The following is a 21,907-nucleotide window of genomic DNA, read 5'->3' as shown; positions in this document are numbered from 1 at the left end:
CACTGTTTATTGACTGTCTGCCATTCCGCTATAGCTGGTACTTACCGTTGAAAGATTGGATTGTGTAAGGGCTTTGCCTTCAGCCGCCCATAGCAGTCCTCTACGCATCATTTCCTTTACCTGTTGCATAGCTACAATATCCGCATGATGACCAAGAGAATTATAATAAACTCTGCCGAGCCCCCAACGTTTTGTCCAAGCTACCGGCATATCTACAGCTTTATTGTACGAATGAGGACCTTCTATAACTGGGAAACGAGTCGTTGCTAGTATTTCTACAGCTGGATCTACATGGAGATAATATTGCTCCGAACACACGCTGAAATCTTCTAATCCTTCTACCAATGGACTTGAGCTTTGACGAATCTCGACAGTATAGTTCACACCGTCATTGCCAGGATGAGCTACCCATTGCCCTCCCGTCATAAACTGCCAATCTACATTATTTCGGAAAGAATCACACATCCCACCATGGCAACCTGCAAGCCCTGTCCCTTGCTGCACAGCAGCCGAGACATTGTCCACCAGCTTCTGATCGATTGTACCCATCGTCCATACCGGAACGATCAAATCTAATCCAAGAAGCTTATCCGCATCGGCAAAAGCCTCAAGCGTGTTCGATACCTCCACTTCAAACTGTTCCTCTTGCAATACCTTAGCGAAGATATCAGCGACCTGTTCAGGCTCATGACCCTCCCAACCGCCCCATACAATCAATGCTTTTCTCATCTTCAGCACGCCTCCTTATGATAAATTACATCTCAGATAAATCGACCCAGCGGCGCTCATCAATAGAGCGTTCTACAGCTTCCAGCACAGCTTGACATTTCACCCCATCATGGAAATTAGGGACAGGCTGACGTCCTTCTTCAATCGCGTTGGAAAGCTCCAACATCTCGTGAATAAAGGTATGTTCAAACCCAATCGTATGACCCGGCGGCCACCAAGCCTCTGCATATTCATGCGCAGGATCTGTAGCCAGCACGCGCCGAAAACCCTGTACATCCTCAGCGTCTGAAGTCAAATAGACTTCTAATTCATTCATCCGCTCGAAGTCGAATTTCACACTGCCAAGACTTCCGTTGATTTCAAAGGAATTGGTAGAGCGATGACCTGCTGCGAATCTGGTTGCTTCAAAGCTACCCATGGCACCGTTTTCAAAACGGGCTAAAAACAATGTGGCATCGTCAACGGTAACCTTACCCTTTGGGGCATCCTTATCACCTTTGGCGCTTAATCCGGTCATTTCAGCGGCGAGTGGGCGCTCTTTTATAAAGGTCTCACTCATGCCGATTACTTCCTTCACGTCACCCACTAAGAAATGTGCCAAATCAATTAAATGCGCACCTAGATCTCCATGTGACCCTGAACCTGCAATCTCCTTCTGCAATCTCCAAACTAACGGGAATTCCGGATCTATAATCCAATCTTGCAGAAACCAAGCCCGAAAATGATAGATCTCCCCCAGCCTCCCGCTCTCTACAAGCTTCTTAGCCAGTCTAACCGCAGGTGAAAAGCGATAATTAAAACCAACCATATGTGTAACCCCTGCATCTTCAGCGGCTTGCAGCATCTCACGGGAATCCGCCAAGGTCAACGCGAGTGGTTTTTCACAAAAAATATGTTTACCAGCTTTGGCTGCTGCCAGAGCAATCTCCTTATGTGCGTTACTTGGAGCATTTATATCAATAAGATCGACATCCTTACGGGCGATCAATTCCTTCCAATCCGTTACACAATCCGCCCAACCTAACTGAGCGGCAGCTTCCTCAAGCGCTTCAGGATTCCGTCCACAAATCACAGACATTTCAGGTTTAAGCGCTTTCGGGAAAAACATTGGCAAACTGCGATAAGCATTACTATGCGCTTTACCCATAAATTTGTAACCGATCATTCCAATGCGAAGCTGTTTCATCTTATTCCTCCTTAGGATTCATAATTATGGATGAAGCTCGAATAACTAGTTCTGTCGGTAGTTTAATCTGGATGACTTGGGAGGATGATGAGGTTTCTGAGAGGCTATTCCCCAGCAATTCTAATACCTTAGCCACAGCGATTTCACCTAGCTCATAAAAGGGAACTCGCACACTGCTTAAGGCTGGTGTAGTTAGCTCAGCGGCATCTGAATCATCATACCCCACAATAGCTGGAATATGATCCCTTGGGATACCTAGCGCCTGCAAGCCTTGCTGCAATCCAATGGCCATTCGGTCATTGGCGGCAACAATAGCATCAATCTCATTCAGCAGAGGCAACATCTCCTTAGCAGCCATAACACCGCTTTTACGACTGAAATTGCCTTCGAATAAAAGCGATTCATCCAACGGAAGGTTAGACTCCTCCAAAGCGCGTGCATAACCCGTTAAACGATCTCGGCTGTTCGAATAAGATGCTGGCCCGTTTAGAAAGGCAATTCTTGTAAAGCCCTGATCCAGTAAGTGCCTGACCGCTTGCCAGCTTCCTTCGACATGATCAGCATCCACCTCGTGAAAAGCTTCTTCTTCAAAATGCTGATTAATCAGGCAAAATGGATAACCTTCCTCTTTTAAACGACGAAGTGAATCCAGCTCACCAGGCTCTTCTTTGGCACCGAGTACAATGCAAGCATCGATCTTCCGCATCTTAAACAAACCGCAATAATCCATGGGCTCCTCGGCATTTCGAAAGAGCATTAGCAGATCATAACCCTCTTCTCGCGCCTTACTCCCAATTCCACTTAATATTTCAGAAAAATAATAAGTGGAGAACAAGCGTGCATTTGGCAAATAAGGCATTACTACACCAAGGTGCCCGCTTCTTCTACGAGCAAAGCTCTGCGCGAGTGAACTAGGGGTATATCCCAGCTTGAGCGCAGCTGCCAACACACGTTCCTTCGTTTCTTCCTTGAGCGGACCTACGTTGTTTAACACACGAGAGACTGTGGCTTCTGAGACTCCGGCAAGCTCGGCAACCTCTTTACGGCTGGCGATAGAAATCCCTCCTACGAAAGCGTATTCATTTAGATGTACGCGCGTACATTCTCTCATGAACCATGCCCTTCGTCAACCCTATTTTTGGATATTTATTAATAATAAATCCCCTGAATCGAATCAGGGGATTGAGAGCATTTGAATTGGATTACTAACTATTCAGGGATTCCCCATTAACCACGCTTGCACATGCTTTAGGAATTTTCTAGTAGCAGGGGAAGCGTATTTCATGGAGTGTACAGCGATCCCAAGCGATCTAAAACTTCGTTCCTCCAATTCTAGCATGGTTACGTTATAATTTTGACGGGTTAAAACAAGCTCTGGCAAAATACTAATCCCAAGCCCCTTCTCCACCATTGCCATAATGGCATAGTCATCACCCGCTGAAAACTTAATATTCGGTTTGATGCCTGCCTTATCCAGCACACGTCTGACATCATAATCTGAACCTGCCTTCGGGATGATGAAATCCTCCTTCGCAATTTGGGATAATGACAGAAACGGCTCTGCGCTAAGCGGGTTATCTTTGGAAACGATACCTAACATCCGGTCCTTTTTTAAGGGAATCACTTCGAACTTCTCACGGGTAGGCAGAGAAATAAAACCACAGTCAACAACTCCGGCCTCAATCCATTGTTCTACCTCTAAGTAACCCCCCTCCATTAACCTAATTTCTATATAGGGGTATTCACTGCGGAATTGCTTAATCATCCCTGGCAGCCAATGTACGGATACACTGGTAAACGTCCCAATGGTAATGGTACCGACCTCTAGCCCATGAATATCCGCTACTTCCTGCTTCAATTGTTCATTCCACTTTAGAATTTCACGGATCGGCTGCAGTACTTGCTCACCGTTGACCGTTAATTTAACCCCAGATCTATTTCTAATTAATAACGTGAAGCCAAACTCCATCTCCAAGCTGCTAATCGTGTGGCTAATCCCAGATTGCGTAAAGCCCAGCACATCTGCTGCTTTGGTTAGGCTCCCCAGCTCCACAACTTTTAGAAAAATCTCATACTTATTAATGCTCAACCTCTATCCCTCACCTTTATAAGTTGCATAAGTTTTACTCATGTATCCTATGATAAACATTCAGTTACCTTATGTATAGAGCCGTATTATAATATGTTGAGTTGATGATAAAGAAGGATGATGACGAGATGAAACCGCTCAAAGCTGAGCTGCTGCTGTTAGTTGTAACATTATTTTGGGGCTCCTCCTACATATTTATGAAAATGGGTTTAGGTACATTAGGCGAATTCAATCTGATTGCACTCCGCTTCGGACTTGCTTTTATATTAGCCACAGTGATCTTCCACAAACGATTAAGACAAGTAGACATCAAAACAATAAAATATGGTGCTCTACTCGGATTCTTACTCCTCGGCGTGTTCACATGCATAACCTTCGGACTGAAGACTACAACAACCTCCAACGCTGGATTTTTAGTTGCCTTGACGGTCATTTTTGTACCGATATTAGATCGAGTTATTTTCAAAAAGAGAATCGCATCTGCGCAGGTTTTCGGCTCCATACTCGCTATAGCTGGAATTGGACTCCTTACCTTAAACGCAACCCTATCGATTGGGCCAGGTGACTTCCTTTGTATTCTTTCGGCGGTATTCTATGCGGTACAGATCTTATTTACAGGCAAGGCTGTAAAAGAGTGTGATTCTCTGAATATTGGAATCTTACAGTTGGGTTTTGCCGGAGGCTTTGCTTTAGTGTTATCTGCACTGTTCGAGACACCTTCGCTTCCTTCGACTTTACCGGCATGGATTGCGATCCTCGCACTTGGGATTCTCTGTAGTGCCTGTGGCTTCATCCTGCAACCCATTGCTCAAAAATATACTTCCCCATCACGCACCGGACTGATCTTCTCCCTTGAGCCGGTATTCGCCGCACTGTTCGGCTATTGGTTCGCCGCTGAAAAGCTATCGATGCAAGGATATGCTGGTGCAGCCCTTGTACTACTGGGGATTGTGGCCTCTGAGCTATTGGGTAAATTGTCTCTAACCCCAGCGTTGGTTCAGAAGAAACCAGAACATCTATAGATAGATTCTCTAATACAAAAAAGGCGTCGTCAGCTAGGCAAGCTGAACGACGCCTTTTTATCATCTAATCTTATGAATTAATGCCCCATCATCATTGCTGCATCCGCCTTCTGGCCTTCTTCGGAGGAGGAATCACTCGAAGAAAGCTTAGGCTTGCGCAGAATAATCGACATCAATACTCCGACTACAGCAATACAGCCAGACAGGAAGAATACATCATCGAAGCCTAGAACTGCAGCTGTCAAAGGATTGCTCCCTGCTTCCAAAGCACCCATATGCACAGTGATTTGACTGGTCAGATAACCCGTCAAGCCTGCTACAGCAAAGGCCACAACCACCTGCTGTGCCGCTGCGGTAAGCGATGTAACACGGCTCACTAATTCACGCGGTGCTGCATTCAGAACATGTGTATTGAGTGGCATCATCGCTATACCCATTCCAAATCCTAATAAACCAAGATACGTCATAATTAAGTTTAGACTAGTATTTATCGTAATTCCTGACAGTAGGAATAAGGTAACCGTAATAATGCTCAGACCCACAAAAGCCAGCGGTCGTGCCCCTATCTTATCAAACAGTTTGCCGCCAAGCGGCATGCCGATTACACATGCTAAAGCTTGTGGAAGCAGTATTAATCCCGTTTCTAGTGGTGTATACGCCCGAATCTGCTGTAAGTATAGCGGCACGAACAGCATGGAACCAAACAATGCGGCCTGCATGACCCAAGTTAAAATAATGCCGCGGGTGAAATCTGAGGAGCGAAACACGCGCAGATCCAGCAAAGGCTGTTTATGCCGCAGTTCAACGATTATAAATAGAATTAGTGCAACGCCCCCAACAGATAATCCGAGGATTGCCGGAGTCGATGACCAACTATTCGCTCCACCTTCATTTACTCCATAAGCTAGCATAGAAAACGCAATCGGTGCCAGTATTATGCCTAATATGTCGAGGTTGCCTTTCCCAATCTTCTCCGTCCTAGGTAGGTACTTAACGCCAAGAATAATACCAACAATCCCAATCGGCACGTTGATCAGGAAGATCCAATGCCAGCTAACGTATTCAACAAGCCATCCGGACAAAATTGGGCCAAGGGCAGGAGCAAGCAGCATGGGAATCCCTAACATCCCCATAATCGACCCTCTTCGTTCTGCTGGAGCTAACTTAAACACCATAGCCATCCCAATAGGAGCTACCATCCCCCCACCAAGTCCTTGGATCACACGAAAAATAACAAGCTGCGAAGAAGTTTGAGCAACGGAACATAACATGGAGCCAAGAATGAACAACGTGAGCGTCACCAGAAACACTTGTTTAGAACCGAAGCGATCCGTCATCCAGCCTGCGAGCGGTATTACAGCCGCTAAAGCTAATGTGTACCCTGTAATCGCCCACTGAATCGTTTGGAGATCGGAACCGAAGTAGTCCACGAGCTTGGGAACTGCTACATTAACCACCGTACCATCCAGAATAACCATTATCATACCGACGATAATTGCAAGAAGCGGGGGGATGATAGCTCTTAGCGAGAATGGTTGTTCTTCTGTTTGGCTACTCCCAGTTATTGATTTTGTCATCCAGTGCTCCACTCTTTTCTCTAATTTAGTTAAATGCTTTAACGATTATTTCAAATTTTAATTTACCTTCGATGAAGGCGAAAGTCAACAAATAAAACCCTTTTTTACAATAAAAATACATTGTATTTACGTTCCTCTCAGAATGTTAATCCAATCAAAAAAGACTATGCATGGTCCCCTTAAGAAATTTCCTTAAGGAACGTACGCATAGCCTGTTGTGCCTGAAACGGTATCATTAATATTCTTTCACTAAATGGAAGGAAGGTTTCCCTTTAATTCAATAATCTTACCAGACTTATTAAGAACAAACTCCAGAGAGGCTTCAGTCACAGCAAAGCCAAGTACACATTGTATGGACACTTGATCTTCTTTTTGACTACTTTCCGTAGACTTTATGCCATGATATGTACCTGCTCGTGCCGTAAATTCAGCCCAATATTTCTGTAAACCCGGGACGGAAAGCGAACGCTTCATTTCATCACTAAAGAATCGATTCTCTAATTCTTGAAATTGTCCAGTGCTTAGCAATCCAGCGATCACGCTTGCTGTAACCTCAGGCGCATAAACTTCCACTAGATTAGCGTCAGCATTATAGGAGGTAACTAGTCCTATGCTAGTGAAAAAAGAGAGGGGAACATATAAGTGTTCCTTCTTAAACACAACATTATCCTTAAATTCTCTTTTCTCTTTATCATTAATGGTAATATGGTCGTCTCCTACCTTATACTCAATCTTTTGTTTGACTCCAGTTAAGGTAATGGTGTCCGTGCTTTTTTGATAAGTGGTTTGATATTTCAAGACGCTTGTTGCTTCTCGAAGGGGAATCATTACCGTAGAACCGTTAGGATAGGCTGAATATTGATCTGCTTTTAGAACCTGACCGTTCAAAACTACCTTTACTTCACTTACATCTGCCCAAGCTGTAGAATAGGTAGTTCCTCCAAATCCGTTTACCAATAACAGTACACTTAGCACTACAACAACCGCGATTTTGTTCATCCGTTCGAAACCTCCCTTTTTTTGACTATTAGTATTATGTGCGTTTCCAGCATCTGCTAATCCTAATGGTAGTCAAGCTCAACAAAAAAAGTGAATCGGTTCTTACATGGACATTCAAGTTCTAGGTTATTCCACTTTGAAGTCAAAGTATTGTTTAGGATAAGGTTCCTTCGTCAATGTAAAATGCCACCATTCCTTGCTGTAAGGTTTAAATCCCTGTTGTACCATTGCCTCTTTGAGGATCGCGCGATTTGCTTTCTGAGTCTTGTTGATTAAGGGTGTATCATAATAGGAGATGTCTCCGAAAAAATCAAACGGGCTGCCCATATCTACTTCGGCTCCCGTTTCTTTATTTACGATCGTTAAATCGATGGTGCTACCTCTGGAATGGCCTGATTTTTTAGCAATAAAACCAAGTTTAAATAGATTACGTTTATCCAGTCGCGGATAATATTGCTGTTTCATCTTAGTATCTGCGGCATTCTGCGACCATCTTACAAAATGATTCACCGCCGTCTGCGGGCGATAAGCATCATAGATTTTAAGAATATAACCTTTGTTCGCTAAATCCTCACTAACCGCTTTTAAAGCCGTTGCCGCTGTCCCCGAGAATATTGCTAAAGGCGCCTTATAACCATCCATCCGCTTCCCAACAAAATTGTTGTCCCCGTAGTAACGAATCTCATATTGTGCCGTAGGAATCACTTCATCCAAATAGACAAAACCTTGCGGTAAATGATTTTTCTTCGCAAGTTGCATCTGCTGCAGCACGGAGTCCGTTGAAGAACCGACATAAGCGGCTTCTGCACTACCCATAAACATACTGTTTGTCCACAACGACAGCACAACTGCGAAAACTGCGATTCTTGTTCTTCTTGATCCTATTCTCAATTAATCCAGCCTCTTCTCAGATGTTGTCTTGTCTTCACATACTCTAATAATTACGAGTTTACGGTTTCAACTAGAAATTTTTCTATTACTGGAGTGAATTTATTATTCGTGGAATTAAGTAATTGTAGTAGCTTTTCTAAAATCGAAAGAATTCTAGTATCAACCTTGCTATTTTTTAGTGCATTTTCATACGCCTTTTTTACTTCTGGCTTGATAACTTGCTCATCATAGTCGTATGCAGGTGTATTACTTGTTCCATATAATAAGCGAGACGTTGCAATAAGAAGTTCTTTTTGAAGAGCGGTTGAACGGTTAGAAGCAGGATATTTCGTCACAAAATCCTCTATTGCAAGCGCTCTACTCGTTAACTCGGTCCAACTGATTACTATCGCTGCATCAGATACACTCGGTTGATTAGATTCGGTGGCCATGATGTCAATATAAGCTGCGATGTCCTTCGTAACAGAAGGCTTAAAGATCTTAAATCCCTCATAATGCATCACCGGATAGTACATGCCCTCACTGGTCTCCAGCTTATATCCCTTATCTCGGCCTTCAATTAACACATTGCGTACGTTGGAATCTTTGATCGTATTAAGAAGTGCGGTATAGGTTAGATTTTTGTTTTTGGAAAAAGCACTATTTATCTCTTTCTGCATCTTGTCCGGAAAAACCTTTTCTGAGTATACAATTAAATGCGCCTTCTGTGCATTCTCGAGCTGAAGTGTCATCTGAGTCGCTGTCCAGGTATCCACTTCTTTGATATGGTTAATTAAATAATTACGTGCGTTAGCAAGAGATGTCGGCTTCTGTACATACTGCTGAAATTGATTATAAACGCCTGCAGATTCCGTTGCCGTGGCGGCAAGTACTGGCTCTATGCCCCAAGTACTTAATCCCGTCACTGAACCAATAGTTATAGCAATACTTAATAAGCTTGCTTTTTTCCAGTTCAATCCATGACCTCCTTTTGCCATATGTGTAATTGTACTTAATATATGGACATACGGGAAGATCCTGAATCTAACCTAGTACTGTATTCTCTTGGACGCCTCCAATATCCTTCCTGCGATAAATGCCCATCAAAAGTCCAATGGCAGCATATTCAAACCACACATGACTCCCATAGCTGAGGAACGGAAATGGAATTGATGTCAGCATCATTCCCCCGCTCAAAACAGCAAGACCGTAGGCAAATCTTATCGCAAGAAAAAATGCTAAGCCAACAACAAGTGCTTGTCCGTAAGGTTCACGAATCGCTCGTATCGTTGAAAGCAGCTTAATCAAAAGCCAGGTTATAACAGCTGCCAGAAGCAATCCACCCGCCCAACCAAAGCAATGGATCAGATAGACTGGCAACATATCAGAGTAGACATACGGCAGCTTTTGTTCTACTGATCCGAACCCGTGACCCCACCACCCTGCTGAACTTAAAACTTCACGCATGACTTGATAAATATACCCATAACCTTCCGGATCTAAAGATGGGTTTATAGCATTTATGAATCTAGCCAGCAAGTAGTCACTTTTAATAATAAAAATCAGTCCAATTATCAAAAAGAACCCTAACAACACGACACTCTTTAACCAATCGCGAATAATCCATAAATACAATACGATTGAATAGGCAAGATACATCACTAACTCTGGAAGAGCATTTAAAGAGAGGAGAAACAAAGCGGGTAGTAACAGAATACCTACTTCGAACAACCCACTTCGCAAAGTTTTCTTGTTAGCTGCTTCCCTACGATTTACTAGAATCCCTGTTAGAGCGACAATCAGCATAAAAGGACGATAGGATGTCATATCAGGTAAAATCAAGAAAATCCTAGGACCAGAGTTCATGCCATTAACTTGAGTCCCCCAAAATATGCTCACTAAAATACCTATTAAGGAAGTACCATATAACACCCAAGAAAGTCCCTTTAATCTTCTGAAATCAATGAAGTACAATCCAAACATTAGAACAATTCCAATAAGTATATTAATCGACTGCCGTCTAAGCGCATTATCTAAAAAAGAACCTTTAACAATATCACTATAGCCAGCATCCACAGAGCCCATTCCGATCAAACTAATCGCGGACAACAAAGCTATAACGCCAAACAATCCCCAAGGAACTCGTGGTTTATGTATTTGATGAAGTTCCCTCCCTAACGTTTGCGGATTTCCCATTTGTGCAATTGCCCAAGCTATTGCTTCATCTCTAGGCATGCCAGTCGCTTCTTTTTCACAGATTAATTCTTCCAGATGATTAGCTAATTCTAGACGTATCTCGGGGTGAGTTTTTTTCGCTTTAATCTCTGCACATACTTTATCCAAAAATTGCTGCTGCCTCTCTTTCATCATATACCACCCTCTCCCAGAACAGAGTCAACTGCCCCTTTAAACAAAACCCATTCCGCCCTTTTCTCCTTGAGCTTCTCTTTACCTTCATCCAGAATTCTATAATACTTACGCTTCCTTCCGTCTACCTCCATCCAATAAGCTTCCACCCAACGTTCGCTTTCCATCGCATGCAGAATCGGATACAAGGTTCCTTCTTTCAAAGCAAAAACACCCTCTGATCTCAGCTCCAGCTCTTTGATCAGCTCATAACCATATAATGGCTTCTCCAGTAAAAGAGTCAGAATCAACGTGCCTGTACTGCCCTTCAGCATTTCTTTACTTACTTTCAACGGTCTACACCTCCTGATCTCTAAACTCCATTGACTACATCTGATTATCACGAATATTATTTAGCCTGTTATACCTAGGACAACTATACATCGTAAATCTATGTATGTAAAGTAGTAGCATAGAATGACAGTGATATATATTCGTTAAATATATATTGACTCAATATATATTGATCTGATATATTGTGATGGCGATATACAATTTTTTCTAACTACTAGGAGGTTTTGTTTTGAACAGTCAGGACGTTATTTTAGGCATGCTTATGAAAGAATCGAAGACTGGTTATGAAATAAAACAGTTATTGGAGGATGTCTTCTCTAATTTCTATAGTTCTAGTTATGGAACGATTTATCCCACACTTGCTCGAATGGAAAAGGAGGGTTTGATCACTAAGGAAAATGTGCAGCAGGAAGGTAAGCCTAACAAGAATCTTTTAAACATCACGGATAAAGGAAGAGATAGTTTTAATGCCTATTTACAAGCCCCACTAGAGGCAGATAGTATCAAGAAATCTGATTTTATGATGAGGCTATATTTTGGTGAGTTTGTTGGGTATGACAAGGTGATTATTTGGTTGAAGCAAGCCCAAGAAGAATCACAAAATAAGTTAGACCAATTACTTGAGCAGCATTCGCTCCATAAAGATGAAATGCATCCAGCACAGATTATCTGTATCCAAATTGGCATAGAAGAATATAAAGCAAAACTCAGAATCATCGCCGATGGTTTGTTAAACATGGAGCAGTTAGTGCTTACGAAGTAAGTTTTGTACGTACCAAGTGAAGATGTAACGCTCAGAAAACTTTTAGGAGGAATTGTTAATGAAAACAATTTTTATAACGGGTGCTTCGTCTGGCATTGGGAGAACTACAGCAAAACATTTTGCTGAAAGAGGATGGAACGTTGTAGCAACGATGCGTTCACCTGAACAAGAAAGTGAACTTATTACACTTGATAATGTATTGGTTTTACAGCTTGATGTTGAGAAGGCAGAGACGATTCAACCTGCGTTAGCGGAAGCAATTAAGCATTTCGGTAAAATTGACGTCCTCCTCAATAATGCGGGTTATGGAACAATGGGACTTATTGAGGTAGCGACAGATGAGCAGATCAGAAGACAGTTTGAAGTGAACGTATTTGGACTTATCAGTATGACTAAAGCCATCTTACCCCACTTTAGATCTAATCAAAATGGTTTGCTGATCAATATTTCTTCTATGGGAGGGAAAGTAACCTTTCCTACGATGTCTCTGTATCATTCAACGAAATTCGCCGTAGAAGGTTTTTCTGAATCCGTATCTTATGAATTAGCATCACAAAACATCAAAGTAAAGTTAATTGAACCCGGTGCTATTCAGACGGACTTTGGTGGAAGATCGATGGAGTTCTTTTTTAATGAGGCATTAACAGATTATAAGCCCTTTACGACTGCATTTTTAGGTAAGCTGGGTGAGATGGAAAAACAACCTGACTATGCTTCACCTCCAGAAATCGTTGCGGAAACCATATATCAGGCCGCCACAGATGGGACAAGTCAATTCCGGTACATCGTTGGAGAAGATGCAAAAATGCTCATTCATATGAAAGAAACTACAGATGAAGAAGAGTATCTGACTAATATTGCCCAGCATTTTTCTTAAAAAGAAGTTAGGTGGAGGCCGCTTCTCTGTATTCTACTAGGGAGAGGCCCTTCTTTCTTGTTGTAGGCAAAAAAAGTCCCCTCCGATCGACAGTGATGAGTCCATAAGTTCATGAACTTTCACCACTATCTAGCGTAAGGGGATAACGGTTTACCTTATTTATTAATGCATTGAAGTATTCATTTTATGATTCACAACTACTCTTTTAATGAAGAAAGCAAGAATTAGTCCTACAATCGCCATACTCATTCCGAAAATAAAAGCATTTTGCACGCCTTGCGTGAACGCAGGCAACATATTCGCTGGATCGGCAGGATCGGCCACAGTTTTCAAATAATTCTTAGAACCTGCGGACATAATGCTGACCGCTAATGCGGTACCGATCGCACCAGCAACCTGCTGCAGCGTATTCATAATCGCTGTTCCATCTGGATATAATTCTAGCGGCAGCTGGTTAATTCCGTTGGTTTGTGCAGGCATAAATACCATCGACACACCAATCATAAGGGTACTGTGAAGTACGATTACGAATACGACCGTAGAAGCTACAGTAATACTGGAGAAGAACCACAAGGCAGCCGCTGCAATAGTTAGACCTGGAATAACGAGCCATTTCGGACCGTACTTATCGAACATACGACCCATGATCGGGGACATCAATCCGTTAATAATCCCCCCTGGAAGTAGCAGCAAGCCTGCCTTGAACGCTGTATATCCTTGACCCTGTTGAAGATACATCGGCAGAATCAACATGGATGATAGGATAACCATCATACAAATAAATACCATAGCCACACCAATGGAGAACATCGGATATTTAAATGCTCGCAGATTAATCATAGGCTGCTTCATCTTCATTTGACGCAAACCGAATAGTAAGAGTGATACCACACCTACTACGATAGCTATGATCACTTTTGGACTTCCCCAACCAGCTTCTTCACCGGCGCTACTGAAACCAAACACGATTCCACCAAATCCGATTGAAGATAACACTATGGAGAGAATGTCAATCTTCGGCTTCGTAACCTTCGTTACATTTTGCATGAAGAGGATCCCGAATATCAATGCGATCACCAGGAATGGCAGTGACAGCCAGAAGATCCAGTGCCAGCTAAGGCTTTCAATTAGAAGACCAGCAATAGTAGGACCGATCGCTGGCGCTACCATGATAACCAACCCAATCATCCCCATTGCAGCCCCACGTTTTTCAGGAGCAATGATGATAAGGATGGTATTAAACATTAGTGGTAATAGGAGCGCAGTACCCATTGCTTGTACCACACGAGCTGTTAATAGGAACTCAAAATTAGGTGATACTGCAGCTAGAAACGTTCCAAGTATTGAAAAACATAATGCAGCAACAAACAACTGTCTAGTCGAGAACCACTGAAGCAGCATTCCCGAAATTGGGACTAGAATACCCAGTGTAAGCAGATAAGCTGTCGTCAACCATTGTGCTGTTGCTGGAGTAATTTGAAGGACATTCATAAGATCACTTAAAGCTACATTTAGTGCGGTTTCACTGAACATTCCGATAAATCCTGCAAGTAGTAATGAGACTAAAATCGGAATGGTTTTAAACTTCTTTACTTCATTTTGTTGCTTTCCTTGCATAGTTGCTTCCACTCTTAATCCTCCTGATATTCTTATCTATTTTTCTATATCTAACCAAGTATTGCAGGGATAATCTTTGCCGCCGCGAGAAGCGGTTGTTCATCCCTTAAAGTCAGCGTCTGAAGAAGTGCTCCTTCAAATAATGAGACTATTACTGAAGCCTTATCGGCTGCAGTGTTGCTCTCCACACCTTCTTCCAGAAGGCGTTTCTTGATCACATCCTGCAAGTCCATAAACACAGATTCACATGCAGTCCGCAGCTCCTCACTAATACAAGAGGTCTCCGCCGCTAACCAAAAACTGAACGGAACAATCCCCTCGAATGAGGATTCTACTGCATCTTTAGCCATTCCTAGAATGAAATCCTCCATCGCTTCAGCAGCATTATTGCCACTCACCAAATGATGCTTAATCTTCTGAGCAACTATTTCACCAATTCGGTTAATGCATGTTAAAACCAGCTCTTCTTTGCCGTGGGGGAAGTAATAATAAAGAGACCCCTTCGGTGAATCGCTGTCTTTAATAATCTGATTTAGGCCTGTTGCATGATATCCCTGAGAAAAAAATAATTTCGAAGCGGTGTGGAGAATCGCCTCACGCGTATTCGGCTTGTTCGACAAGCTGACACTTCCTTTGTATTATAACAATTGGTCTATATAATAGAACCATATTTTAAAGAGATATGTCAACATATAAATTACTTAAATTCAAAGTAATCTACTTCCCATTCCCTCAACCTCAGCGTATACTATAATTATTCCAATGAGAAAGGTGTGAATAAAATGCAAGACGTGCCCAAAGGAATTCCACGGCCATTAGTAAAGACTAATCAGGCGTTTATCGTCATTTCTGTAATATTGACATGGCTAACAGGCCAGCACTGGATACTAGCGCTGCCCTTGTTTGCCGGATTGCTCGGACTGTTGTTCGGTTATAATCCTATTATTAAGCTAGCTGCCAAGTTTCTGACAAAAGAACGTTCGCACTATGTACTCGAAGACTGGTCACAACAACAGTTTAACCAAACCATTGCTGTATTCTGCCTAACAAGTGGTCTAATCAGCTTTATCGCGGGCTGGACGATTGCCGCCTATATTTTCACTGCGCTTGTTGCAGTGGCAGCCACTGTAGCCATTCTTGGTTTTTGCATCGGATGTTTTATCCATTATCAGTGGAGAATGTACAATTATAGACGTAAACAGAGCAGCACACATTAAACTTTTTAATGTTTCTCTTCTCCAACAACATCCCAGCGATGGCGAAATTTTAGAAGCCTAGGATGTAGTGATGAAGGGGCGGCTGGCAGCAATAACCGAATCTTTACAATCCACTCTTCAAAAGAGGAATACGAGGCAAACTGATTCGCCACCTCAGGCGTAAGATACAGAAAAATCGGCGAAGGGTAGATATCCATAAGATGTCGAAGCGCAGAATCAAGGGGAGTATATTTCTTTCGCTTCCCCTCCAAACTCTCTATCGTGATGAAGCTAAGTCCTTGATCCCTCTTCCATTCATGCAGCCGGTCCTCACGCTTATAATAAGCGCTCACCGGCTCTTTGGTCATCCGTCTCACCGTTTCTTCATGAAGCGGATATAGCACTAGCTTAGTGAAACGCCGATCGGTGGCCGTTTTTGCCGCGATTACAAGCTCCTGATCTGTTATATGTTCAAAAGAATCGTAAAATACTAATGTCCCTTTACGTTGTTCAACCGGTGGCTCATAGCCGTAGGGAACATGCTGAATGTCTCTCCTCAATGAAACCCCTCCTGCTTGTTCTATTTATAAATCATATCATGTGACAATAGCAGGGCTATCATTCTTATCTTGCAGTTGAAGCAGTTCTCACTTCCCACCCGCCTCAACAATCCCCTGCTCTATCCCAAGCTAATTTAAATTCCGCTACACTCTGATACCGCTGCTCACGCTCCAGGCTAACCGCCCGTAAAGCAATATCGTAGTGCGCTTGGCTCGCTTCCCATTTTGCAAACGACCGGTCGGAGGCTCTTCCTAATAGAACAAATGCTGTTGCGCCCATATTGAATACATTGGTAACTTCATCAATCGGTGCATCCAAGATAAACTCTTCCGGTGACTTGAATCTGGATGAACCCCAGAAGTTCTCTCCCAGATCATTTACAGTTGGCTTAGGTCTATAAAAATCAATATCACAAATCCTTGTTTCATCGTTCGCGAAATTATAAAGAATACTTCCATCGTAAAAATCGACAGCGACATAACCCTGCAACTCAACATGTTCATGAAACGCAAAAATTACGTCTAAGGACACTAAACGTTTTTCAACAGATAATTGCTTATAGCGGTAAAAAGGCGATTCCGGATGATTCAACTTAGCTTCTCCCGAAAACAGCCAATGCGAATGTAAACATTCACCTTCAAACCATTCAAACACCGCTGCATATCCCGCTCCAACTTCAAAGTGTGACACCAGATTGATCAGCGATTTAGATTCAAGTTCATTATACAACGGAACAGCTTTAATCAAATTATCAACAGCATCTGAGGGGTTCCCATCATAAGTCAAAGGCTTCGCCCCAGCAAATTTCACAAAAACCTTCTGACCCTCCTTCTCCACCCCAAAAGAAAGATTTCCCGAGTCCTGCTGATCGAACACTTTGAACACCCTGCCAAGTTTAGATAACCAAGCAAAATCACAAGGCTCTTGCAATTGAAAAGTTACTGCATCGATTTCATATGTAAAATATTTTACGCTCAAATGTACCTCCGCATTTACTAACCTAAGTTAGCTCTATTTTCATAAAAATTCCAGCGATGATTGTTTCATGAGGACCTGTTCTTTTGACAATTTCATACGGCTTAAATCCTAACTTGGAGTATAATAACATCCCTTTAGTATTCACATTATGACAAACCAGATGTAACTCTTGAAGCTGTAAGTCCTCTTTAGCAGCAGCAAGCATGGTACGAATCAAATACTCCGCGGCTCCCTTACCTCTATAATCTGGTGAAACAATAAGATTTCCTAGCCAATATAAATCTTGTTCTTTTTGGTAATATAAATTGGCGTATCCAATGACTTGGCCTCGTTCATTTAAGATCACAGTTTGCTCTTCCCTGTCTTGTGCAGCCTGCTCTAATTGGTCAGAAGTAAGCGGATATTCCAGCTTAGGCGACATAAAGAACACTTCCATTGAATCTTTAGGAAAAGCACATATTGTGGCATAGTCCGCAGATGCGGCTTTTCGATAACTGTACGTCATTCCGTTTCCTACCTTCTTAACTTCAATCATGATCTTGCTCGATATTTAAGCACTAGAATAATAACCAGCAGTACAACACATAAGGACATCGTATTCGTAATCAAAAATGCTAAACCTACCCCAGTAACCGCCAAACTGATCGCATAAGCTTCCATAAGACTAATCCCAAGCAGCATAAGCAAATACGACTTCAAATTTAAATCGGCTACGGATTTGGACTTCAAGATCTGAACAATCTGAGGAATCCATCCTACTGAAAGAATCACTCCACCTATTAATTGCATGATTGCAAACATAAGAGCACCTCCACGGATTTTATTACTGTTGTATTCCGGGCGGCTCCGTCTGGTTCCAATCTATGTCAAAATAAAAATAACAAGCAATGTTCAGTTACTCTGCTTCATGAAGCTTACTATACAAATAAGAGGCGGCACCAATCGTTCCGGCCCGACTCCCAAGCTCTGCTTGAACAATTTTACACTTACTTCCAGATAGCTTCAACGCATGCTTATTTACAGTTTCTCTAACAGGTTGGAGCAATTTATCGCCCGCTGCTGCCATCCCCCCACCTACAATAATAAGATCAGGGTTAAGCATATTCACTACATTTGCTAATCCAAAGCCAAGTATAGTTCCAGTCTCCTGCATGACCTCCATAGAGAGAGCGTCTCCGAGTTCGTAGGCTTCAGATATCATTAGCGCGGTAATTTGCTCTTCTTGATCATTAGTCCAGGTCTGAATCATGCTGGCTCGGCCTTCCTTCAGCTTCTCTTTAAAAGAGTTCACCATGCCAACCGCAGACACATACCGACCCAAGCAGCCAGAGCTCCCACATTTACATGGTCGTCCATTTCTGTACATATTCATATGCCCAATTTCACCAGCGCTATAAGATGTGCCGTAGATTACTTTCCCGTTGTTCACGATACCCGACCCTAAACCCGTTCCCAAAGTAATCAGAACTAGATTGTTGTAACCTTTGCCTGCACCTTGCTGCCATTCTCCATACAGATTTACCCTTACATCGTTATCAATAAAAATAGGAAAATCGTAAAACTGCTTCATCTCGTCAACAACATGTACTTGCTCCCATCCCGGAAAATTCGGCGAAAAAAAAGAAATGCCCGCTACCGGATCAAGTAATCCGGGCACTCCGATTCCCATACCTTCTACTAAATCTAGCGAAATATCCGCTTCAACCGTAATCAAACGTACTGCATCTCTAATCCGTTCCAACACATGTAATGGACCTTTAGCAGCTTCTGTTGGCGTGGATACTTCTTTTACTGAAATAAAATCGTTATCATAAATTCCTGCTTTAATATTCGTTCCACCGAGATCAATTCCTATCATGTAGCGTTTCATAAGAACCTCCAGAATTAGAAATAACTTCACCTTTCATCCTTTCATTATGAATGTCTGAAGGCTGAAACTATAGAGGGAACATTCAAGTTAATATGATGAAGTTCCAACATTTCTATTATAAATGACTACAACTAACTGTCGCTTCTGCTTCGGCTAACATCAGTCTGTTCACACCCATCTTAATCTGATTCTCAGTGAGATTAGAATAGCCTACCAGAAACACAGGTCCCTTAGGTTTACTCTCCAGAAAATAAGAAGATGCAGGATATACGCGAACTCCGTAACGGAGCGCCACTTCAGCTATACGCTTCTCTTCGGCATCCGACTCCAGCTCTATCAGTAAATGCAGTCCCGCTTCCTCACCATAATATCGCACACGACTCCCAAATTCAGTATTCAAGCTGTCTACTAGACAGGCTCTACGAGAAGCATACAGCTTTCCCATCTGTGTAACATGCCTTGCATAATGACCATTCTGAATAAATTCAGCTAACGCTTCCTGATCCAAAGCAGAAGACATGCGATCTGTAATCCATTTAACGGCCAAAAAAGGTTGAAGCAAAGCCGGAGGCAACACAACATAACCTACCCGCAGAGAAGGAAATAATACTTTACTAAAGCTGCCTACATAAATGACTCGACCCTCAACATCAAGACCAGCAAGCGCGGATAATTTCGGACCCTCGTACCTATATTCACTGTCATAATCGTCTTCAATAATAAAAGCATGATTAGCCTTCGCCCAATCCAACAGCTGAACTCTTCGTTTCAAGGACAGTGTCGTCCCAAAAGGAAACTGGTGAGAAGGCGTAACATAGACTAGCTTTGGCGATTTTTTAAGAATACCTTCTTTATCGTTATCACTGTTTGTTTGGATCTCTTCCACACAGATGCCATCTTGATCTACTTTAACAGGTATGACCTCTACCCCAGCAAAAGAAAATATTTCACGCACAACGCTATGTGATGGATCTTCAACAATGACTTGATCACCTTTAAATAAGAAAATCCTCGATAAAATATCAAGAGCTTGTGTAGCTCCAGAAGTAATCACGATTTGTTCTGGAACAACGGGCATAGACCGCGTGGAACGTAATAAACGAGCAATCTCTCGGCGTAGTCCCAGTGAACCCTCCGCAGGGCCATAGCCTAAAGTATCCGGTGAGGCACGGCGGCAAGCATTCATAAGAGCTTTTTGCCATTGATCCATAGGAAACGCGTCCCAAGCAGGTACACCATGTCGAAAATCGCAAAACACCGGGTTCAAATGATCAACTTCTCTAGTAGAAGGAGGATTAAGCGTAAGGATATCAGGTCCCTTCGTTATAAAATTGTAAGGGCTCTCATAATCTTTTGTAACTTTCTCCTCCAACGTCAACTCCGCAATAAACGTCCCCGCCCCTTTTTTCATCTCCAGATACCCTTCTGCCTGTAGTAGCTCATAGGATTGAAGGACCACGCTTCTGGATACGCCAAGCTGATTGGCCAAAGTTCTAGACGGAGGCAGGGGGTCCCCCCCGCTTAAAGCTCCTGAATGGATAGCATTTCGAACTTGCTCGTAAATTTGACGGCTAAATGGTATCTGTCGTTCTTTATCGAGTGTGATCAGCAAATCATGCTTCATAAGAGGTCCTCCCCTTCTGTTCCGACTTTTGATTTAAAAATATAGGGTTAGCATTTTTACGAGTATTGCTGCGGAAACAGAGCCTAGAATCACGAAGAGCAGCGGAATTTTTCTAATTAATACCAGTATAACAGCGACAGTCCCTGATGCGATACCCACAAGATTAACATCTGGGTCTACCTGAATGATTCCAGGTACCGTTAATGCACTAAGAACCGCTATGGGCAAATACTCCAGCAGCCCTTGGACTTTGGAAGAACCATTCGTATGGTTCGTAAGCAGTAAAGGCACAAAACGAAATAAAAATGTAATAACAGCCATACCTACGATGATTAGTATAGTCATACGGATACCCCCTTCTCCGCTTTGACTTGCCCTTTAATTAAGGAACCTACTGCCATGCCGATCAACATAGCTATAAGAATCGAAGAGTTTCCCAGCAAAGGGTTCAGTAGCCAAGATGACCCCGCAGCTGATATACATATAGCCATATTCCGTAAGCTGCCTTTCAATTGAGGTACAACAAGTGCAATAAGTAAGGCATATAATGACGTGTTTAGCGCCGGTAAATATAAAGCTGGGATATAGGAGGCAAGGGTTATCCCCGAAGCTGTTGCTATCAGGTTAGCAACATAGGGAGGGATTTGTAGACCTAACAGATAAGGAAGTGCTAAGGGCTGGTTCGTTTTTTCATTCTCCGTTTTACGATTTACTTCTTCTCGAGGGATCATACTGACGGCATATACCTCTTCTGTTAAACTGAAGCCAATCCAAGTTCTCGCTAGTACACTGATGTTACGATTTAACTGCCCTCCAAAGGATAAGCTGATAAACAAATATCTTAAGTTAATGATCAGGGTAAGCAGTAAAATCACTGGAGCGGCTGCTCCTGCGGCAAGCATTTTTACTCCGATAAATTGACTAGCCCCCGCAAATACGAGCGCTGACAATAAGAATACTTCCAGACTTCCTAGACCTAACCCCTTACCGACCAATCCAAACGTAAAGCAAGCTGGGATAAATCCTGCAACAATTGCGATAGAATCTTTTAGCCCTGTTCTAAACATTACTTTCTGATCATTCATAAGTTTTTCTCTCCCTTATCGTTGTTACTAGAGAGAGCATACTTGGATACAGTTCCAGTGGAAATAACCACATTGGTGCGTATGTACCATACCAATTTCTTTTCTCACAAAAAAAGACCTGACGTCGTCCTTGGGGTAGAGTTACAAGCTGAGTACATCCGTAA

At 42.6% G+C, this 21,907-nt stretch carries 24 protein-coding genes; 4 read left to right on the top strand and 20 right to left on the bottom strand.

Going from position 1 to position 21,907, the window contains the following annotated elements:
- Nucleotides 1-6: 6 nt before the first annotated feature.
- The 4 genes from CA600_RS26645 to CA600_RS26630 form a co-directional block, all read right to left on the bottom strand.
- On the bottom strand, nucleotides 7-729 hold the full coding sequence (locus CA600_RS26645) for a ThuA domain-containing protein (protein ID WP_094874173.1): 723 nt from the start codon (nucleotides 727-729) through the stop codon (nucleotides 7-9).
- A 25-nt stretch (nucleotides 730-754) separates the two neighbouring features.
- Complete coding sequence (locus CA600_RS26640; RefSeq protein ID WP_094874172.1) at nucleotides 755-1,915, bottom strand: Gfo/Idh/MocA family protein; 1,161 nt, start codon at nucleotides 1,913-1,915, stop codon at nucleotides 755-757.
- Between the two features lies 1 nt (nucleotide 1,916).
- The gene (locus tag CA600_RS26635; RefSeq protein ID WP_179281747.1) at nucleotides 1,917-3,026 is read right to left on the bottom strand and encodes a LacI family DNA-binding transcriptional regulator; all 1,110 of its coding nucleotides are present in this window, start codon (nucleotides 3,024-3,026) and stop codon (nucleotides 1,917-1,919) included.
- A 102-nt stretch (nucleotides 3,027-3,128) separates the two neighbouring features.
- A complete protein-coding gene (locus CA600_RS26630) occupies nucleotides 3,129-4,004 on the bottom strand; it encodes a LysR family transcriptional regulator (protein WP_094874171.1) in 876 nt (291 codons plus the stop codon).
- 128 nt (nucleotides 4,005-4,132) lie between these two features.
- On the opposite strand from CA600_RS26630, the gene CA600_RS26625 reads away from it, so the two are divergent.
- Nucleotides 4,133-5,026 (top strand): DMT family transporter, encoded by an 894-nt coding sequence (locus CA600_RS26625; RefSeq protein WP_094874170.1) that lies wholly within the window; start codon nucleotides 4,133-4,135, stop codon nucleotides 5,024-5,026.
- Nucleotides 5,027-5,103: 77 nt separating this feature from the next.
- Here CA600_RS26625 and CA600_RS26620 read toward each other — a convergent pair whose 3' ends face one another.
- The 6 genes from CA600_RS26620 to CA600_RS26595 form a co-directional block, all read right to left on the bottom strand.
- A complete protein-coding gene (locus CA600_RS26620) occupies nucleotides 5,104-6,603 on the bottom strand; it encodes a DHA2 family efflux MFS transporter permease subunit (protein ID WP_094874169.1) in 1,500 nt (499 codons plus the stop codon).
- A 249-nt stretch (nucleotides 6,604-6,852) separates the two neighbouring features.
- Nucleotides 6,853-7,602: a stalk domain-containing protein gene (locus CA600_RS26615; RefSeq protein WP_094874168.1), complete on the bottom strand. Its 750-nt coding sequence runs from the start codon at nucleotides 7,600-7,602 to the stop codon at nucleotides 6,853-6,855.
- A gap of 126 nt (nucleotides 7,603-7,728) precedes the next feature.
- Complete coding sequence (locus tag CA600_RS26610; protein ID WP_218832799.1) at nucleotides 7,729-8,493, bottom strand: M15 family metallopeptidase; 765 nt, start codon at nucleotides 8,491-8,493, stop codon at nucleotides 7,729-7,731.
- 50 nt (nucleotides 8,494-8,543) lie between these two features.
- Complete coding sequence (locus CA600_RS26605; protein WP_094874167.1) at nucleotides 8,544-9,449, bottom strand: hypothetical protein; 906 nt, start codon at nucleotides 9,447-9,449, stop codon at nucleotides 8,544-8,546.
- Between the two features lie 67 nt (nucleotides 9,450-9,516).
- Nucleotides 9,517-10,842 (bottom strand): FtsW/RodA/SpoVE family cell cycle protein, encoded by a 1,326-nt coding sequence (locus CA600_RS26600; RefSeq protein WP_094874166.1) that lies wholly within the window; start codon nucleotides 10,840-10,842, stop codon nucleotides 9,517-9,519.
- The gene (locus tag CA600_RS26595) at nucleotides 10,839-11,171 is read right to left on the bottom strand and encodes a PadR family transcriptional regulator (protein ID WP_179281746.1); all 333 of its coding nucleotides are present in this window, start codon (nucleotides 11,169-11,171) and stop codon (nucleotides 10,839-10,841) included. The genes CA600_RS26600 and CA600_RS26595 overlap by 4 nt, the downstream gene beginning before the upstream one ends.
- A 230-nt stretch (nucleotides 11,172-11,401) precedes the next feature.
- Here CA600_RS26595 and CA600_RS26590 point away from each other — a divergent pair, with 230 nt between their 5' ends.
- Both CA600_RS26590 and CA600_RS26585 read left to right on the top strand, forming a co-directional pair.
- The gene (locus CA600_RS26590) at nucleotides 11,402-11,935 is read left to right on the top strand and encodes a PadR family transcriptional regulator (RefSeq protein ID WP_094874165.1); all 534 of its coding nucleotides are present in this window, start codon (nucleotides 11,402-11,404) and stop codon (nucleotides 11,933-11,935) included.
- Between the two features lie 58 nt (nucleotides 11,936-11,993).
- Complete coding sequence (locus CA600_RS26585; protein WP_094874164.1) at nucleotides 11,994-12,812, top strand: SDR family oxidoreductase; 819 nt, start codon at nucleotides 11,994-11,996, stop codon at nucleotides 12,810-12,812.
- Between the two features lie 162 nt (nucleotides 12,813-12,974).
- Here CA600_RS26585 and CA600_RS26580 read toward each other — a convergent pair whose 3' ends face one another.
- Both CA600_RS26580 and CA600_RS26575 read right to left on the bottom strand, forming a co-directional pair.
- Complete coding sequence (locus tag CA600_RS26580) at nucleotides 12,975-14,429, bottom strand: DHA2 family efflux MFS transporter permease subunit (protein WP_094874181.1); 1,455 nt, start codon at nucleotides 14,427-14,429, stop codon at nucleotides 12,975-12,977.
- A 50-nt stretch (nucleotides 14,430-14,479) separates the two neighbouring features.
- On the bottom strand, nucleotides 14,480-15,049 hold the full coding sequence (locus CA600_RS26575; protein WP_094874163.1) for a TetR/AcrR family transcriptional regulator: 570 nt from the start codon (nucleotides 15,047-15,049) through the stop codon (nucleotides 14,480-14,482).
- A 162-nt stretch (nucleotides 15,050-15,211) separates the two neighbouring features.
- Between CA600_RS26575 and CA600_RS26570 the strand changes: the two genes are divergently transcribed.
- Nucleotides 15,212-15,646: a DUF4395 domain-containing protein gene (locus CA600_RS26570; protein ID WP_094874162.1), complete on the top strand. Its 435-nt coding sequence runs from the start codon at nucleotides 15,212-15,214 to the stop codon at nucleotides 15,644-15,646.
- A gap of 5 nt (nucleotides 15,647-15,651) precedes the next feature.
- On the opposite strand, the gene CA600_RS26565 is transcribed toward CA600_RS26570, so the two are convergent.
- The 8 genes from CA600_RS26565 to CA600_RS26530 all read right to left on the bottom strand — a co-directional run bounded on the left by CA600_RS26565 (nucleotide 15,652) and on the right by CA600_RS26530 (nucleotide 21,743).
- The gene (locus CA600_RS26565) at nucleotides 15,652-16,185 is read right to left on the bottom strand and encodes a hypothetical protein (protein ID WP_094874161.1); all 534 of its coding nucleotides are present in this window, start codon (nucleotides 16,183-16,185) and stop codon (nucleotides 15,652-15,654) included.
- A gap of 103 nt (nucleotides 16,186-16,288) precedes the next feature.
- Nucleotides 16,289-17,164 (bottom strand): serine/threonine protein kinase, encoded by an 876-nt coding sequence (locus CA600_RS26560; RefSeq protein WP_094874160.1) that lies wholly within the window; start codon nucleotides 17,162-17,164, stop codon nucleotides 16,289-16,291.
- A gap of 22 nt (nucleotides 17,165-17,186) precedes the next feature.
- A complete protein-coding gene (locus tag CA600_RS26555; protein ID WP_094874159.1) occupies nucleotides 17,187-17,699 on the bottom strand; it encodes a GNAT family N-acetyltransferase in 513 nt (170 codons plus the stop codon).
- Nucleotides 17,696-17,965 (bottom strand): PQ-loop domain-containing transporter, encoded by a 270-nt coding sequence (locus CA600_RS26550; protein ID WP_094874158.1) that lies wholly within the window; start codon nucleotides 17,963-17,965, stop codon nucleotides 17,696-17,698. Before CA600_RS26550 ends, CA600_RS26555 begins: the two co-directional genes overlap by 4 nt.
- A gap of 94 nt (nucleotides 17,966-18,059) precedes the next feature.
- A complete protein-coding gene (locus CA600_RS26545) occupies nucleotides 18,060-19,034 on the bottom strand; it encodes an ROK family protein (protein ID WP_094874157.1) in 975 nt (324 codons plus the stop codon).
- A 115-nt stretch (nucleotides 19,035-19,149) separates the two neighbouring features.
- Complete coding sequence (gene pdxR / locus CA600_RS26540) at nucleotides 19,150-20,658, bottom strand: MocR-like pyridoxine biosynthesis transcription factor PdxR (protein ID WP_094874156.1); 1,509 nt, start codon at nucleotides 20,656-20,658, stop codon at nucleotides 19,150-19,152.
- Between the two features lie 33 nt (nucleotides 20,659-20,691).
- The gene (locus tag CA600_RS26535; protein ID WP_094874155.1) at nucleotides 20,692-21,003 is read right to left on the bottom strand and encodes an AzlD domain-containing protein; all 312 of its coding nucleotides are present in this window, start codon (nucleotides 21,001-21,003) and stop codon (nucleotides 20,692-20,694) included.
- Nucleotides 21,000-21,743: an AzlC family ABC transporter permease gene (locus CA600_RS26530; RefSeq protein ID WP_094874154.1), complete on the bottom strand. Its 744-nt coding sequence runs from the start codon at nucleotides 21,741-21,743 to the stop codon at nucleotides 21,000-21,002. Before CA600_RS26530 ends, CA600_RS26535 begins: the two co-directional genes overlap by 4 nt.
- Nucleotides 21,744-21,907: the final 164 nt, after the last annotated feature.

Source organism: Paenibacillus sp. VTT E-133280 (genome assembly GCF_002264385.1).
GTDB classification, from domain to species: Bacteria; Bacillota; Bacilli; order Paenibacillales; family Paenibacillaceae; genus Paenibacillus_AQ; species Paenibacillus_AQ nitricinens.
The sequence above is the reverse complement of the archived record's forward strand: the minus strand, read 5'-3'. Positions and strand labels throughout refer to the sequence as shown.

What these genes read in the sequence shown, in the direction of transcription:
- CA600_RS26645 (WP_094874173.1), bottom strand. Translation starts at nt 729, where the DNA reads ATGAGAAAAGCATTGATTGTATGGGGCGGTTGGGAGGGTCATGAGCCT.
- CA600_RS26640 (WP_094874172.1), bottom strand. Translation starts at nt 1,915, where the DNA reads ATGAAACAGCTTCGCATTGGAATGATCGGTTACAAATTTATGGGTAAA.
- CA600_RS26635 (WP_179281747.1), bottom strand. Translation starts at nt 3,026, where the DNA reads ATGAGAGAATGTACGCGCGTACATCTAAATGAATACGCTTTCGTAGGA.
- CA600_RS26625 (WP_094874170.1), top strand. Translation starts at nt 4,133, where the DNA reads ATGAAACCGCTCAAAGCTGAGCTGCTGCTGTTAGTTGTAACATTATTT.
- CA600_RS26620 (WP_094874169.1), bottom strand. Translation starts at nt 6,603, where the DNA reads ATGACAAAATCAATAACTGGGAGTAGCCAAACAGAAGAACAACCATTC.
- CA600_RS26615 (WP_094874168.1), bottom strand. Translation starts at nt 7,602, where the DNA reads ATGAACAAAATCGCGGTTGTTGTAGTGCTAAGTGTACTGTTATTGGTA.
- CA600_RS26600 (WP_094874166.1), bottom strand. Translation starts at nt 10,842, where the DNA reads ATGATGAAAGAGAGGCAGCAGCAATTTTTGGATAAAGTATGTGCAGAG.
- CA600_RS26585 (WP_094874164.1), top strand. Translation starts at nt 11,994, where the DNA reads ATGAAAACAATTTTTATAACGGGTGCTTCGTCTGGCATTGGGAGAACT.
- CA600_RS26580 (WP_094874181.1), bottom strand. Translation starts at nt 14,429, where the DNA reads ATGCAAGGAAAGCAACAAAATGAAGTAAAGAAGTTTAAAACCATTCCG.
- CA600_RS26570 (WP_094874162.1), top strand. Translation starts at nt 15,212, where the DNA reads ATGCAAGACGTGCCCAAAGGAATTCCACGGCCATTAGTAAAGACTAAT.
- CA600_RS26555 (WP_094874159.1), bottom strand. Translation starts at nt 17,699, where the DNA reads ATGATTGAAGTTAAGAAGGTAGGAAACGGAATGACGTACAGTTATCGA.
- CA600_RS26550 (WP_094874158.1), bottom strand. Translation starts at nt 17,965, where the DNA reads ATGTTTGCAATCATGCAATTAATAGGTGGAGTGATTCTTTCAGTAGGA.
- CA600_RS26545 (WP_094874157.1), bottom strand. Translation starts at nt 19,034, where the DNA reads ATGAAACGCTACATGATAGGAATTGATCTCGGTGGAACGAATATTAAA.
- pdxR (WP_094874156.1), bottom strand. Translation starts at nt 20,658, where the DNA reads ATGAAGCATGATTTGCTGATCACACTCGATAAAGAACGACAGATACCA.
- CA600_RS26535 (WP_094874155.1), bottom strand. Translation starts at nt 21,003, where the DNA reads ATGACTATACTAATCATCGTAGGTATGGCTGTTATTACATTTTTATTT.
- CA600_RS26530 (WP_094874154.1), bottom strand. Translation starts at nt 21,743, where the DNA reads ATGAATGATCAGAAAGTAATGTTTAGAACAGGGCTAAAAGATTCTATC.